Annotated in this window: 10 protein-coding genes; 5 read left to right on the top strand and 5 right to left on the bottom strand. The window is 68.5% G+C overall.

What is annotated here, in order from left to right; translation table 11 throughout:
• Positions 1 to 60: 60 nt before the first annotated feature.
• A complete protein-coding gene (gene pks13, locus Q4F73_RS00800; RefSeq protein ID WP_303357445.1) occupies positions 61 to 4,869 on the top strand; it encodes a polyketide synthase Pks13 in 4,809 nt (1,602 codons plus the stop codon).
• Positions 4,870 to 4,872: 3 nt separating this feature from the next.
• Entirely contained in the window at positions 4,873 to 6,435 is a 1,563-nt protein-coding gene (locus tag Q4F73_RS00795; RefSeq protein ID WP_303357444.1) for an acyl-CoA carboxylase subunit beta, read from the top strand.
• 194 nt (positions 6,436 to 6,629) lie between these two features.
• Here the strand turns inward: Q4F73_RS00795 and Q4F73_RS00790 are convergent, their stop codons facing one another.
• Genes Q4F73_RS00790 through trmB form a run of 5 tightly spaced genes read right to left on the bottom strand, consistent with a single transcriptional unit; the run spans position 6,630 to position 11,830 of the window.
• Positions 6,630 to 7,010 (bottom strand): DUF3054 domain-containing protein, encoded by a 381-nt coding sequence (locus tag Q4F73_RS00790; RefSeq protein WP_303357443.1) that lies wholly within the window; start codon positions 7,008 to 7,010, stop codon positions 6,630 to 6,632.
• Between the two features lie 10 nt (positions 7,011 to 7,020).
• On the bottom strand, positions 7,021 to 7,992 hold the full coding sequence (locus Q4F73_RS00785) for a YbhN family protein (RefSeq protein WP_303357442.1): 972 nt from the start codon (positions 7,990 to 7,992) through the stop codon (positions 7,021 to 7,023).
• 2 nt (positions 7,993 to 7,994) lie between these two features.
• Complete coding sequence (locus Q4F73_RS00780) at positions 7,995 to 10,331, bottom strand: MMPL family transporter (protein WP_303357441.1); 2,337 nt, start codon at positions 10,329 to 10,331, stop codon at positions 7,995 to 7,997.
• Between the two features lie 8 nt (positions 10,332 to 10,339).
• Positions 10,340 to 11,017 (bottom strand): NYN domain-containing protein, encoded by a 678-nt coding sequence (locus Q4F73_RS00775; protein ID WP_303357440.1) that lies wholly within the window; start codon positions 11,015 to 11,017, stop codon positions 10,340 to 10,342.
• 33 nt (positions 11,018 to 11,050) lie between these two features.
• A complete protein-coding gene (gene trmB, locus Q4F73_RS00770; RefSeq protein WP_303357439.1) occupies positions 11,051 to 11,830 on the bottom strand; it encodes a tRNA (guanosine(46)-N7)-methyltransferase TrmB in 780 nt (259 codons plus the stop codon).
• Between the two features lie 106 nt (positions 11,831 to 11,936).
• On the opposite strand from trmB, the gene Q4F73_RS00765 reads away from it, so the two are divergent.
• The 3 genes from Q4F73_RS00765 to Q4F73_RS00755 all read left to right on the top strand — a co-directional run bounded on the left by Q4F73_RS00765 (position 11,937) and on the right by Q4F73_RS00755 (position 15,293).
• The gene (locus tag Q4F73_RS00765; protein ID WP_303357438.1) at positions 11,937 to 12,977 is read left to right on the top strand and encodes a hypothetical protein; all 1,041 of its coding nucleotides are present in this window, start codon (positions 11,937 to 11,939) and stop codon (positions 12,975 to 12,977) included.
• Positions 12,977 to 13,369, top strand: a complete 393-nt coding sequence (locus tag Q4F73_RS00760; protein WP_303357437.1) for a hypothetical protein — start codon at positions 12,977 to 12,979, stop codon at positions 13,367 to 13,369. Before Q4F73_RS00765 ends, Q4F73_RS00760 begins: the two co-directional genes overlap by 1 nt.
• A 97-nt stretch (positions 13,370 to 13,466) precedes the next feature.
• Entirely contained in the window at positions 13,467 to 15,293 is a 1,827-nt protein-coding gene (locus tag Q4F73_RS00755; RefSeq protein WP_303357436.1) for a phosphoenolpyruvate carboxykinase (GTP), read from the top strand.
• Positions 15,294 to 15,615: the final 322 nt, after the last annotated feature.

The following is a 15,615-nucleotide window of genomic DNA, read 5'->3' as shown; positions in this document are numbered from 1 at the left end:
GATAGTGTTCCGAACTGATTGTGGGTGCTGGACCAGAGCAGGAAAAGGAAGACCGTGCCAATGAGTGAGAGCCAGGCGACCGTGACAATGACCGTCGAGGAGCTGCGTGGGTGGCTCCGCGACTGGGTCGGCAACGTCACCGGGCTGGCGTCGGAGGAGATCACCGATACCAAGCCGATGGAGAACTTCGGCCTCTCCTCACGCGACGCGGTGGTCCTCTCCGGTGAACTGGAGAATCTGCTGGGCGTGCCGCTCGATGCGACCATCGCCTACGAGTACCCCACCATCCAGGCCCTGGCCCAGCGCCTCGTCGACGGCGAGCCCGCCTCCCGCGAGCGTTCCCTGCCCCGGCACAGCGGTGTCGAACGGACCCCCGGCACCCACGACATCGCGATCGTCGGTATGGCCGGCCGTTTCCCCGGGGCGGGCACCCTGGGCGAGTACTGGTCCATGCTCGTGGAAGGGCGCGACGGCACCGGTGACCTGCCCATCGGCCGCTGGTCCGAGTACGCCTCCGAGGAGGTCATGTCCGCGAAGATGGCGGAGCAGCCGCTGACCGGCGGTTATCTTCCGGATCTGGCGAACTTCGACGCCGAGTTCTTCGGGCTTTCGCCGCTGGAGGCCGCCAACATGGACCCGCAGCAGCGCATCATGCTCGAGGTGACCTGGGAGGCCCTGGAGAACGCGCATATCCCCGCGAACACGCTGCGCGGGGAGTCGGTGGGTGTCTACCTCGGTTCCTCCAACAACGACTACGGCATGCTCATCACCGCCGACCCGGCGGAGGCGCACCCCTATGCGCTGACCGGTACGGCCAGCTCGATCATCGCCAACCGCATCTCCTACGCCTTCGACTTCCGCGGCCCCTCCGTCAACGTCGACACGGCGTGCTCCTCCTCGCTGGTGGCCATCCACCAGGCCGTGCGCGCCCTGCGCGACGGTGACGCGGACGTGGCGGTCGCCGGTGGCGTCAACATCCTCGCCTCCCCGTTCGTCACCACGGCCTTCGGGGAACTGGGCGTGCTCAGCCCCACCGGCCACATCCACGCCTTCTCCGATGACGCCGACGGTTTCATCCGCGCCGACGGCGCCGGGGTGGTCGTGCTCAAGCGTGTCGCGGACGCGCTTGCCGACGGCGACTCCATCCTCGCCGTGGTCAAGGGTTCGGCCATCAACTCCGACGGCCACTCCAACGGCCTGACGGCCCCCAACCCGGAGGCCCAGATCGACGTGCTGGCCCGCGCCTACGCGGACGCCGGCGTCGACCCGGCCGAGGTCGACTACGTCGAGGCCCACGGCACCGGCACCATCCTCGGTGACCCCATCGAGGCCACGGCGCTCGGCGCTGTCCTCGGTGAGGGCCGCGCGCCGTCCCACCCGACCCTGCTGGGTTCGGTGAAGTCCAACATCGGCCACTCCGAGTCCGCGGCCGGTGCCGCCGGCCTCATCAAGGTCGTCCAGGCGATCGGCGAGGGGGTCATCCCGCCGTCCCTGCACTACGCCGCCCCCAACCGTTTCATCGACTTCGACGCCGAGCGTCTCGAGGTGGTCGAGGATCCCCGCGAGTGGCCCGAGTACTCCGGCCGCAAGCTCGCCGGTGTCTCCGGCTTCGGCTTCGGTGGCACCAACGCCCACGTGGTCGTCAGCTCCTTCGACCGGGCCGACTACGAGTCCGCCCCTGCGACCGAGGCACAGCTTCCCGACGCCGCATCCGCGCTGCTGCCGGTGAGTGGGCTGCTGCCGTCGCGACGTCGACAAGCAGCCGCCGACCTGGCGGATTTCCTGCAGGAGCGTTCCGACGCCGACCTGGTGCCGGTGGCCCGCTCCCTGGCCCGTCGCAACCACGGTCGTTCCCGCGCCGTGGTGAGCGCCGGCACCGTGGAGGAGGCCGTCAAGCGCCTGCGTCAGGTCGCCGAGGGCAAGGTCTCCGTCGGTATCACCGCCGCGGACGCCCCCTCCGCCACCGGCCCCGTCTTCGTCTACTCCGGCTTCGGCTCCCAGCACCGCCTCATGGTCAAGGAACTGGTCGCCGCCTCGCCGCTGTTCCGCGCCCGCCTCGAGGAGCTCGACGAGCGCGTCCAGTTCGAGTCCGGCTGGTCCGTCCTGGAGATCGTCGGCGATGACGAGCAGACCTACGACACCGAGACCGCCCAGGTCGCCATCACCGCCATCCAGATCGCGCTGACCGATCTGCTCGCCGCCTTCGGCGCGCGCCCGGCCGCCGTCATGGGAATGTCCATGGGTGAGATCGCCGCCGCCTACGCCGCCGGCGGCCTCACCGCCGAGGATGCGCTCCAGATCGCCTGCCACCGCGCCCGCCTCATGGGCGAGGGCGAGAAGTCCCTGCCCGAGGACCAGCTCGGCGCCATGGCCGTGGTCGAACTGTCCACCGAGGCGCTGGTGGAACTCAACGCCGACGAGGCGTTCGCGAACATCGAGCCCGCCGTGTACGCCGGTCCCGGCATGACCACGGTCGGCGGACCGCGGGAGCAGGTCACGGCGCTCGTCGAGAAGCTCGAGGCCGAAGGAAAGTTCGCCCGCCTGCTCAACGTCAAGGGGGCGGGGCACACCTCGGCGGTGGAGCCGCTGCTCGGTGAGCTCGGTTTCGAGACCGCGGGCATCACGGCGCGGCCGCTGCACACCCCGCTGATCAGTTCCGTCGACCGCGGTGTGACCCACCAGCCGGGTGCCACCGTCCACGACACCGACTACTGGCTGCGCATGACCCGCCAGCCCGTCTACTTCCAGGACGCCACGGAGCAGGCCTTCGCCGCCGGGCACACCACGCTCGTGGAGATCGCCCCGAACCCCGTGTCGATCATGGGCATGATGAACACCGCGTTCTCCGTCGGCAAGCCCGACGCGCAGCTGCTGTTTACCCTCAAGCGCAAGGTCAGCGAGGTCGAGTCCCTGCGCGACCTGCTGGCCAAGCTCTACACCGCCGGCGCCCCCGTCGATTTCTCCCTGGTGTACGGCCCGGGTGAGGTCCTTCCCGCGCCGTCCATCACGTGGAAGCACCAGCGCTACTGGACGAACGCCCGCCCGTCCAGCAACCGGGCCGGTGACCTGCCGGGCCAGCGTGTCACCATGCCCAACGGCATCATCGGCTTCTCGACGACCGCCGACCTCGTCCCCTCCGCCCTGGCACTGCTCGAGCGCGCCGCCGAGTCCGTGCAGCCCGGCGCCCAGCTCGTGGCCGCCGAGGAACACCAGATGCTGCCGGTCAACGGTGAGATCACCACCGTGGTGCAGCGCAGCATCGGCGGACTGACCATCACCGTTCACGGGGTCTCCGACACCGGGACCACCACCCTGCTGGCGGAGGGTTTCGCCACCGCCCTCGCCCTCGGCGCACCCGCCGCAGTGCCGGGCGTGCAGGCGCCGCAGGCCTCCGCCGCCGAGGAGTTCCCGGAGGAGGCACTCGAGGTCGCAGAGCTGCGCTGGGACCCGGCTTCCGGCGAGACCGTGGAGGACCGCCTGCGCGCCATCGTCTCCGAGTCGATGGGCTATGACGTCAATGACCTGCCGCGTGAGCTGCCGCTCATCGACCTCGGCCTGGACTCGCTCATGGGCATGCGCATCAAGAACCGGGTGGAAAACGACTTCCAGATCCCGCCACTGCAGGTGCAGGCCCTGCGCGACGCCTCCGTCGCCGATGTGGTCCGCATCGTGGAGGAGGCGGTCGCCGCCACGTCCACCGCCACCCCCCTCATCGAGCCCGTCGTCTCCGCAGATGCCGTCGAGGAGGCCGCGACCGACGTGCGGGACTCCGCGGAACTGGCGCCGCCCCAGGGCGTCGGCGTGGCACCGCGTGATGCCGCCGAGCGCATGGTCTTCGGCACCTGGGCCACCATCACCGGGCGTGCCCCGGCCGGTGTGACCTCGCAGCTGCCGGGGATCTCCGCCGAGACGGCGCAGCAGATCGCCGAGCGACTGTCCGAGCGCGTCGGCGCCGAGATCGATCCGGAGGTCGTGGCCCAGGCCGAGACCCTGGAGCCGGTGGCCAACGTCGTGCGTGATCTCCTGGAGACCGAGGTCGAAGGCAACATCCGCGTGCTGCGCGCCCGCCCGGAGGGTTCCACCAAGCCGAGTGTGTTCATGTTCCATCCGGCCGGTGGTTCGTCCGTGGTCTTCCTGCCGCTGGCCCGCCGCCTGCCGGAGGATGTCCCGGTCTACGGCGTCGAGCGCCTGGAGGGCACCCTCGAGGAGCGCGCCGCCGCCTACCTGGAGGAGATCCGTGAGTACTCCGCGGGTCGCCCCGTGATCCTCGGTGGCTGGTCCTTCGGTGGTGCGCTCGCCTATGAGGTGGCCGCCCAGCTCAAGGACACCGACGTCGAGGTCGCCTACATCGCCCTGCTGGACACGGTGCAGCCCTCGGAGCCCATCCCGGACACGATGGAGGAGACGAAGGCCCGCTGGCAGCGCTACAGCGACTTCGCCAAGCGCACCTACGGCCTGGAGTTCCCCGTGCCCTTCGAACTGCTGGAGACCGCCGGTGAGGAGGCCATGCTCGGCATGCTCGAGCAGTTCCTGGCTACCACCGACGCCTCCGAGCACGGTCTGGCAGCCGGTGTTCTCGAGCACCAGCGCGCCAGCTTCGTGGACAACCGCATCCTGGACAAGCTCGACTTCGCCCGGTGGGCGGAGGTCAAGCTGCCGGTGCTGCTCTTCCGCGCCGAGGGCATGCACGAGGGTGCCATCGAACTGGAGCCGCGTTATGCCCACATTGACCCGGACGGTGGATGGTCGGCTATCGTGGACGACCTTGACATCGTCCAGCTCAAGGGCGATCACCTCGCAGTGCCCGACGAGCCGGCCATCGGCGTCGTCGGTGCGCACATGGCCAAGCGGATTGATGAACTGGAGTGATCTGTGACTGACACGTCCACCGACACCACCACCGCCGACAAACTCGCTGATCTGCGGGCCCGGCTCGACTGCGCCCGCGATCCGGGCAGTGAGCGGGCGCGTGCGAAGCGTGACGAGGCGGGGCAGACGACCCCGCGCGAGCGCATCGCGGCGCTTCTCGACGACGGCTCCTTCGTCGAGATCGGCGCCCTGGCCAAGACCCCCGGTGTCGAGGATGCCGTCTACTCGGACGGTGTGGTCACCGGGTACGGGCGTATCGACGGCCGCCCGGTGTGCATCTACGCCCACGACAAGACCGTCTACGGCGGTTCCGTCGGTGAGACCTTCGGCCGCAAGGTCGTGGAGGTCATGGAGATGGCCATCAAGATCGGCTGCCCGATCATCGGCATTCAGGATTCCGGTGGCGCCCGCATCCAGGATGCGGTGACCTCCCTGGCGATGTACTCGGAGATCTCGCGGCGCCAGCTGCCGCTGTCGGGCCGTAGCCCGCAGATCTCCATCATGCTGGGCAAGTCCGCCGGTGGCGCGGTGTACGCCCCGGTGACGACGGACTTCGTCATCGCCGTCGAGGGACAGACCGAGATGTATGTCACCGGCCCCGCCGTCATCCGCGAGGTCACCGGTGAGGACGTCACCTCCGCGGAACTGGGTGGTGCGCGTCAGCAGGAGCTCAACGGCAACATCTCCGCCGTCCTGCCCAGCGAGGAGGAGGCCTTCGACTTCGTCCGAGATCTGCTCGATCACCTGCCGCTGACCTGCCATGATCCCGCCCCGGTCTTCGGCGCCCCGTCGGACGAGGAGGTCGCCCAGGCCCCGGAACTCGACCTGTTCATGCCGGACGACTCCAACGCCGGTTATGACATGCTCGATCTGCTGCCCCTGCTCGGCGACGACGACAATCTGGTGGAGATCCAGGCCAACTACGCCCCGAATCTCATCACCGCCTTCGGGCGTATCGACGGCCGCGCCGTCGGCTTCGTGGCCAACAACCCGATGCACTTCGCCGGCTGCATTGACGCCGATGCAGCGGACAAGGGGGCGCGTTTCATCCGTATCTGCGACGCCTACAACATCCCGCTCGTGTTCATCGTGGACACCCCCGGTTACCTGCCGGGTGTGGAGCAGGAGAAGGCCGGACTCATCCACCGCGGCGCCAAGCTGGCGTTCGCCCTGGTGGAGGCGACTGTCCCGAAGATCACGCTCATCGTCCGCAAGGCCTACGGCGGCGCCTACGCCGTCATGGGCTCGAAGAACCTCACCGGTGACATCAACCTGGCGTGGCCGACCGCGCAGATCGCCGTCATGGGTTCCGCGGCGGCGGTGGTGATGATCCAGGGCAAGCAGCTCGCGGCGGCCCCGCCGGAGCAGCGTGACTACCTGAAGAAGATCTTCATGGACTTCTACGACGAGAACATGACCAGCCCGTATGTGGCCGCTGAGCGCGGTTACCTCGACGCGATGATCCAGCCGAGCCAGACCCGCCTGGCGCTGCGGCAGGCGGTGCGGCAGATGGCGACCAAGGTCGAGGTGGACCTGCCGAAGAAGCACACGATCATGCCGATGTAGATCTTTATGTAACGAATCGGTTACTGTGAGACGATGTAGTTGTTGTCACTGCCCATCAACTGTCTGAAGGAGATCCCTATGCTGAGCATGGCCGCAGACCTCGTCACCGACATCCTTGGCCTCATCTTCATGATCGCCAACCAGATGAGCCACTCCATCCAGGCTTAAACTGTCGTGCAGTCACCGCCTCCCCGTCACGGGGAGGCGGTTTTTGCATGTCGGGACCACCGGGCGAGCCCGCGCCAGCCGAGCAGCAGCAGGCCGGACATGAGGGTGGCGACGAGGATGAAGGACCAGTGGGGGAGTGCGCCGTTGCGCACTGCCCAGATGCCCAGACCCACGACGACGGTGACCGCCCACGTCATGATCCCGGCCGGGAACACCCGGTGGCCGTCGAGCTTCAGACCGACGATGAGCCCCCAGGACACCAGCACGCCCAGGAGGAACGGCCACCAGGTGGACAGCCACCCCTGGACGTTCAACGGCATGTCATCGGTCTGGTGCGCGATGCGGGCGAAGAGAGCGAAGGCGGCGATGGCGACGACGTCGGCCAGCAGAGCGGTGGAGCGGTTCATGCCCTCCAGCCTAACCCCTGGCGTGGACACCTCTGCGCGCGTAGTGGAGGAAGTAGACCACCCACCCGACGGCGGTGATGAGCGCGAAGGAGACGAGGCGGTAGACCAGGGCTGCGCCGGTGGCGTCGACGGCGGTGAGACCGGCGGCGACGAGGACGGCGATGATCGCCGCCTCCACCGTCCCCAGCCCGCCCGGGGTCACCTGGGCGGATCCCGCGATTTTCGCCGTGGTGTAGGCCAGCAGCACCCCCGCCACGGCCGGCGCGGAATCCGTCACGGCCCAGACGCACAGGAACAGGGTGAGCACGTCGGCCGCGCGGTTGAGCAGTGACCAGCCGGCCACCAGGGCGAAGCGCCTTCGGTTGAGCCGTACGGTCTCGAGCTGGTGGATCTGATCCACCACCGCCTCGACCTTGTCCGGTGACAGCCGTGTCAGCAGCTGCCGGGCCCAGCGTTCCAGGGTGGCGGGGTGGTTGGCGGCCCACCACAGCGCCCAGGACAGCGCCGTCATGAGCGCCAGGGTGAGCAGGAGGGAAAAGACGTTGACGTCGGCGCCGAGGAAGAAGACGCCGGCCACTCCGATGACCACGAGCCACATCGTGGACACCGCGGAGCTGAGCACGAAGAACCAGCCGCACAGCAGGCGGCTGGCACCCCAGGAGCGCTGCACCTGATAGGTGAGTACCGCCGAGAACGCCGGGCCCCCGGGCAGCGACGTCGACCAGGAGTTGGAGGCCAGCGTGATGGCGGTGGTGTCGCGCAGCGGGACGTGGGTGCCGCCGGAGCCCAGCAGCAGGCGCATGACCTCGGCCATCGCCACGATGGAGACGAGGGCACAGGCCACGGCGGCCACCACCGCCCACGGGGAGGCGTCGCGCAGCCGGCGGACGCCGTCGCCGATGAACGGCATCTGGTCCCGGAACATCAGCCCCAGGATGATGAGCACCACCAGCGGGGCCAGCCAGCGCACCCAGCGCCACATGCTCAGCGTCCCAGCTGGCGGGGGCCGTTCCGGTCGGCCTCGAGACGGGCCATGAGCTCCGCGAAAGGAATGAGCTCCTCATCCTCCGCGGTGGTGCGGCCGCCGCGGGCGGCCTCCTCGTCGTCGGCGAGGACGGCGGCGTCGTTAAGCAGCACCTCCTCGCCCACCTCGGGCTCCGGTGTCGCCGGGGTCGGGGCGGGGGCGGGTACCGGCGGCAGCTCCTCGCTGTGGCCCATCTTCTCGTAGGCGCGTTTGATGAAGCGCGGGGCCCACCAGTTGTCCTCGCGCAGCAGGTGCATGACCGCGGGGACGAGCATCATGCGGATGATGGTGGCGTCGATGGCCAGGGCGAAGATCATGCCGAAGGCGATGTACTTCATCATGACGATTTCGGAGAAGCCGAAGGCTCCGGCCACGACGATCATGATGAGGGCGGCCGCCGTGATGATCGACCCGGTCTGGGCCGTGCCGTAGCGGATGGCGTCGTCCGTCGATCTGCCTCTGTCCCGGGCCTCGACCATGCGGGAGACGAGGAAGACCTCGTAGTCTGTGGACAGGCCGTAGACGATGGCCACGATGAGCACCAGCACCGGTGACATGAGCGGGCCGGGCGTGAAGTTGAACAGGTCGGCGCCGACACCGCCGACGAACATGGCGGTGAGAATGCCCAGGGTGGCGCCGAGGCCCAGGACGGTCATGATGATCGCCTTCGCCGGCAGGATGAGCGAGCCGAACACCAGCGCCATGAGGATGAACGTGGCCACCACGATGTAGAGCGCCATCCACGGCAGCTTCTCCATGAGCGCCTCGATGGACTCGATCTCCATCGCCGGGGTGCCGCCGATGTGGACGTTCGCCCCCTCGGGGACGTCGATGGCACGCAGCTGATCGACGACCGAGCTGTTGAGGTCGCGGTCCTGGATACCGGCGGAGAGCACCGTGGTGCCGTCGACCGTGCCGTGGTCCGGGGTGAACTGGGAGCTGAGGCCCTCGATGTCGCGCAGCTGCACGAAGATGTCCACCAGCTGCTGATCGGTGGCGTCGGTGACCACCAGCTTCACCGGCTCGGTGCGGAAGGCGGGGAAGGTGTCGTTGAAGTCGTCCTGCGCGACGCGGACGTCGTTGCTCGGCGGAAGGTAGGTCTCGTTGATGCCGCCGAACTTCACACCCGCCAGTGGCAGGGTGAGCGCGATGAGCAGACCCGCGACGGCGACGGTGACCAGCTTGGCGTGCTTCATGGCCCAGCCCGGGAGGCGGAACCAGACGGTGTCCTCCAGGCGGCGGGCGGTGCGCTTGGTGCGCCGGACGGTCCACTTGTCGATGTTGCGGCCCAGCATGCCGAACAGGGCGGGCAGCACCGTCACCGACAGCAGGGCGGCCAGGCCGACCGCCGAGATCGCGCCGTAGGCCACCGACTTGAGGAAGGCCTGCGGGAAGACCAGCAGGCCGGAGAGGGCGACCGCCACCATCGCCGCCGAGAACACCACCGTCTTGCCGGCGGTGGCCGTCGTCGTGCCCACGGCATCGGGCACGGATGCCCCCTTGTCCAGCTCCTCGCGGAAACGGGAGACCATGAACAGGCCGTAGTCGATGGCCAGGCCCAGGCCCAGGAGGGTGACCACGGACTGGGCGAACACATTGACCTGGGTGAGCCCGGCGAGGACCGAGAGCACGCCGAGGGAACCGGCGATGGAGAGGATGCCCACGATGAGCGGCATGAGGGCGGCGACGGCGGAGCCGAAGACGAACAGCAATAGCACGGCCACCACCGGCAGGGCGATGACCTCCGCGCGGACGATGTCCCCGGCCATGCCGTCGTCGAGGGAATCGGCGACAGCGGTCGCGCCGGCGACCCGGATCTCGGCGGGCAGGGAATCGTCGACGAGGGAGTCCTCGATGGCCCGGAAATCGCGGAGTGTCTGTTCGCCGTCACCACGCAGCCCGATCGCGGCGAAGGCCCGGGTGCCGTCCTCGTTGATCAGCTGCGCGTTGCGCGTGTCGAAGTAGCTGGTGACGTGCATGATCTCGTCCGGGTACTGCTCCTGCAGGGACTCCAGGTGCGAGGCCAGCGCCCCGAACGTCGCCGGGTCATTGAGCGGGCGCCCGTCCGCGGACTCGAAGAGCAGGATGACGTCGCCGGAGTTGTCGCGACCGAAGACGTCCTGCTCGATGTGGGCGGCGGCCGTCGAGCTGGAGCCGGGGTCGTCCCAGCCCTCCTGGCTCATCCGGTTGCCCAGCTGGGTGCCGAAGATGGCGTACACCGCCAGGATGGCGGCGATGACGATGAGCGGCACCAGGCGGCGGTGCCGGTAGGAGAAATGTCCCCACTTCTCGAACATGGGCCCTCCTAGTGGTTGCGGCCGGCGAGCAGTGCTGACAGCGGACGGAAGGGCTGGAGCCAGGCGCCTTCGTCGGGAAGCTGGTCGAGGCTGATGCGCGGCAGCGGCTCCCGGAAGACACCGGTGATCTCCTCGAGGTCGATGAACTCGATCGTCTCCGAGGCCACCGCCCACGAGGCGTGCTCGTGGAAGCCGATGACGGTGACGGGCAGCCCCTCGGCGATGAGTTCGTCGATGGTCTCCTTGAAGTTCTGCCCGTCAGCGGAGGCGACGACCAGCCCGCGCAGCACCCCTTCCGCGTGCCGACGCCGGATGTGCGCCAGCATGTCCGGGTCGACGTCGGAGTCCTCGTCGGTCTTCGGCTTGGCGAAGACGGCGAAACCGACGTTGCGCAACGCCTCCACCCAGGGGCGGATGACATCCGCGCCGCCCGGGGTGACGTTGGTGAACACGGTGGCCTCGGCCTCCACGCGGCTGCCGGTCTCATGGGAGAGCTTGCCGGCGCGGGCCAGCATCCAGCGGCCGATGGCGTCGAAACGCGGGCGGTAGGCGGCGGTCGGGCGCCCGCCGAGGATGGCACCCAATCCCATGTCCAGGTTGGGGGCGTCCCAGACGAGAAGCAGGTTCTCCGGCCCGGGTGCCTCCTGGGCGCCGTACTGGTGGGTGGATTCGTGAAGATCGCTCACGGGAAAACTCTTTTCGGTTTTATGCAGAAGAAATCAGGAATTTTCGGCGGTGCGCTGCCACAGGAATTCGGTGATGGTGTGGTCCTTGTCCAGGCCCTTGCCCTCGAACTTGGTGATCACCTGGCGGTCGACCAACTGTGGGCACTCCGGCCACGGCCAGCCCCGGTACTCCAGCAGCGGCTCGGTGTGAACGAGCTCGGTGATCCACTCGGCGTAACCGGCGTGGTCGGTGGCCACGTGGAGGACGCCGCCCGGCTTGAGGCGGGTGGCGATGAGGTGCAGCGTGCCGGTCTGGATGATCCGCCGCTTGTGGTGGCGGGCCTTCGGCCACGGGTCCGGGAAGAAGATGCGGACCCCGTCGAGGGAGGCCTCGGGCAGCATGCGGGCCAGGACCTCCACGCCGTCGCCACGCACCATGCGGATGTTGTCGATGCCGCCGCGCACCACCGCACCGAGCAGTTTCGCCAGGCCCGGCTTGTACAGCTCCACGGCGATGATGTTCGTGTCGGCCTCCAGCGGGGCCATCGCGGCCGTGGAGGTGCCGGTGCCCGAACCGATCTCGAGGATCGTCGGGGCCTCGCGGCCGAACCACTCCTCCAGGTCGAGGCGCTCGTCGGCCAGCACACGTCCCAGGCGCGGCCAGTTCTCCTCCCAGAGTTTCTCCTGGTTGTCGGTGAGCGTGCCGCGGCGGAAACTCACCGCTCCCAGGCGCGGGTAGTCGCGGCCGTCATCACCGAAATCGGTCTGCAGGGGCCGGCCGGCCGGGAGGTCGCCGAGGGGGCGCTGGTCATCGGAAAAATCAGAAATAGTCATCGTTCATATTCTCCCCCTGTCGTGGGCAAACTTCAATTTTCCGGCCCCGGTTGCGCGCCGGGAACGCGTGGGTGAGGATGAGCCTGACGACACGGGGGGAGGGCCGGTGGAGACTCCGGAGATGTTCATCCGCGCCGCGGACTGGGCGCAGGAGCGGGATTTCGGCTGCCCGGTGGGCCTGGCCCTGCGGCGGATCCTGCTCGAACTCACCGGCCCGCCGCGCGTGGGCGCCTGCACCCTCGACGGCCCGGTCCCGCTGCCCGGCTGGCCCGTGCGGGAGGTCTGCGTCCGTTGGCCGGTGCTCACTCCGGGCGCGGACATCGTGGTGCTCATCCACCCCGGCCCGCTCACCGCCGCGCTGCGCTCGCGGATCGCGGCGGGGCCGCAGGTCATTCTGGTTGTCCCGGAACTTCCTGCCCGGTGCCCCGAACTGCCGCTTATCGACGCTCGCTCCCGCCTCCTCGCCGGCGAGCTCCGCGCCCTGGCCTCCCGGCACCCCGCCGTGGCAGGCGAGTTGCTTGCCATCGCCGGTCCCGATCTTCCCGCGCGTGGGGTGCCCCGCGTGGCGGTGATCGGCCCCGGTTCCCCGGTGGTTGAGCTGCCGGGATGCGAGGTGGTCAACGACCCCCACGTGGATGTGGTCCTGGCCGTCGCCCCGCCCGGGGGCTGGAACGCCGCCGATCACCCCACCCTGCGCGATGCGGCCCGCCGCTGCGGGCGCCTCGTGTCGACCGCGCCGCTGCCGGCCGATGTGCCCGGCCAGGTCCTGCGGTCCGGGCAGTCCGAGCTCGACGCCGTGTGGTCCGCCCTGCGGCGCCCGGTCGCCGTGCCCGAGCCCCGCCCCGGGACCTGGCTGCGGGCAGCCGATCACCTGGAGCGGCGCCGCCCGGTGACCCCGGGGAGCCCACCGGTCTTCTGGGAGGTCACCGCCCAGGCCGTGGCTCTGGGCGCGGTGGCGGGGCTGGCGGCCGCGCAGACCGCGCCTGCCGTGGGCGTGGCGGCGGCGGTGACGGTGGGCGGGATGCGGTGGTGGACGGGGCGTCGAGAAGCACGGCGGGCCTGGCTCCGCGAGGAGACCGCCCGCCTGCGCACCCGCCCCAGCGCCCCTGCCGCCTGGCTACGACGACAAGTTTCGGAGGAACTGTGATGTTGCATGGACTGGAGGCCCTCGCTGGGTCGGGGGATCTGCGCCTGGAGCTCGGTGATGACCAGTTCCACCTGGAGGGTGAGCCGGGGGACGCCGTCACCCTCGCGGATGCGGAGGGGATGACCGTCTACGCGGACCTCGACGGCGACGGCATCATCGACCACATCTCCTCGGTCCACGCCGATGGGGGAGTGGACGTGTTCACCACCGATCCGCACCGCGCAGCCTGGGGACTGGCTGTACCTGACCCCGAAGTGGCGCCTGCCGTAACACCCCTGTCGTGGGGTTTGGCGGACGATACCACCCCCGAAAGTGGGGCGGGAAACCCCGGGACATCCCTGGAAAAGGCCGGGTGGCACTGGATCGAACACGGTGAAAAGGGCTGGTTATGACATGTGACACTTCTCGCTTAACCGGTCAGCCCGCCGCAACCGCGATTTAATGGATAACCTGTAAAGAGGAAACTCTGCCGCAACGTCAGGAGAACATATGACCACCGAGATCAAGGGCCTCGTCGGCCCGGCCCCGACCGATAACGAGAAGCTCCTCTCCTGGATCGCAGAGGCAGTGGAGCTGTTCCAGCCGGAGAACGTCGTCTTCGCCGACGGCTCTCAGGAGGAGTGGGACCGTCTCACCGCGGAACTGGTCGAGGCAGGCACCCTCATCAAGCTCAACGAGGAGAAGCGCCCCAACAGCTTCCTCGCCCGCTCCAACCCGGACGATGTCGCCCGCGTGGAGTCCCGCACCTTCATCTGCTCCGAGAAGGAGGAGGACGCCGGCGTCACCAACAACTGGGCCGACCCGGCCGAGATGAAGAAGGAGATGACCGAGGTCTTCCGCGGCGCCATGAAGGGCCGCACCATGTACGTCGTCCCCTTCTGCATGGGCCCCATCACCGACGAGGACCCCAAGCTGGGTGTCCAGCTCACCGACTCCGCCTACGTGGTGCTCTCCATGCGCATCATGACCCGTATGGGCGCGGAGGCCCTGGAGAAGATCGGCACCGACGGTGACTTCGTCCACGCCCTCCACTCCGTCGGCGCCCCGCTGGAGCCGGGCGAGGAGGATGTGCCGTGGCCGTGCAACGACACCAAGTACATCACCCACTTCCCGGAGACCAAGGAGATCTGGTCCTACGGCTCCGGTTACGGCGGCAACGCCATCCTGGCCAAGAAGTGCTACGCCCTGCGTATCGCCTCCGTCATGGCCAAGGAAGAGGGCTGGATGGCCGAGCACATGCTCATCCTCAAGCTCAACTCCCCGGAGGGCAAGAGCTACAACATCGCCGCCGCCTTCCCGTCCGCCTGCGGTAAGACCAACCTCGCCATGATCACCCCGACCATCGAGGGCTGGTCCGCCGAGGTCGTCGGTGACGACATCGCCTGGCTCAAGCTGCGCGAGGACGGCCTCTACGCCGTCAACCCGGAGAACGGTTTCTTCGGCGTCGCCCCGGGCACCAACTACGCCTCCAACCCGATCGCCATGGAGACCATGGAGCCGGGTAACACCCTGTTCACCAACGTCGCACTGACCGACGACGGTGACGTCTGGTGGGAGGGCATGGACGGCGACAAGCCGGCCCACCTCATCGACTGGCTGGGCAACGAGTGGACCCCGGAGTCCGGCACCAACGCCGCGCACCCGAACTCCCGCTACTGCGTCGCCATCGAGCAGTGCCCGGTCGCCGCACCGGAGTACAACGACCCCAAGGGTGTCAAGATCGACGCCATCCTCTTCGGTGGCCGCCGCGCCGACACCGTCCCGCTGGTCACCCAGGCCTACGACTGGGAGCACGGCACCTTCATCGGCGCCACCCTGGCCTCCGGCCAGACCGCCGCCTCCGCCGAGGCCAAGGTCGGCTCCCTGCGCCACGACCCGATGGCCATGCTGCCGTTCATGGGCTACAACGCCGGTGACTACCTGCAGCACTGGATCGACATGGGCAAGGACGGCGGCGACCGCATGCCGGAGATCTTCCTGGTCAACTGGTTCCGCCGCGGCGAGGACGGCCGCTTCCTGTGGCCGGGCTTCGGTGACAACGCCCGCGTACTCAAGTGGGTCGTCGAGCGCATCGAGGGCAAGGTCGGCGCCGAGGAGACCGTCGCCGGTCAGACCGCCCGCGTCGAGGACCTGGACCTCACCGGTCTGGACACCCCGCTCGAGGACGTCCAGGAGGCTCTGACCGCACCGTCCGCCGACTGGGCCCGCGACGTCGCCGACGACGAGGAGTACCTCGCCTTCCTCGGCCCGCGTGTTCCCACCGAGGTGCACGAGCAGCTGGGTAAGCTCAAGGAGCGCATCGAGGCTCACAAGTAGGCCCCGCTGAGTAACTTCCACCCCCCAGGTTGACCTTGGTCCCTGGGGGGTGGACTTGTCTTCCGGTCATGTCAAAAGGCGAGAGCCTCATTGTGAATCTTCATTGCAAAACACTTGCAATGAAGGGTCGGCATTCGCAATCAGGAATCGTGAATGAAGATTCTGTGCGGGGCAACGGCCTCGACTCTTCGATCTCTGGGAAGGAACGTCCCTGTCATTGCAAACTATCTGCAGTCAGTACCGGAGGCTTCTGTCAATGACATAGCTTCAGCCCCGTTTCCGCAGCACCACCACGAGGTTGGAGACGAGGAACTCACGCACC

This window comes from Corynebacterium sp. (genome assembly GCF_030535495.1).
Taxonomy (GTDB): Bacteria; Actinomycetota; Actinomycetes; order Mycobacteriales; family Mycobacteriaceae; genus Corynebacterium.
Note: the sequence above shows the minus strand (reverse complement) of the source record. Positions and strands in the feature narration are given on the sequence as shown.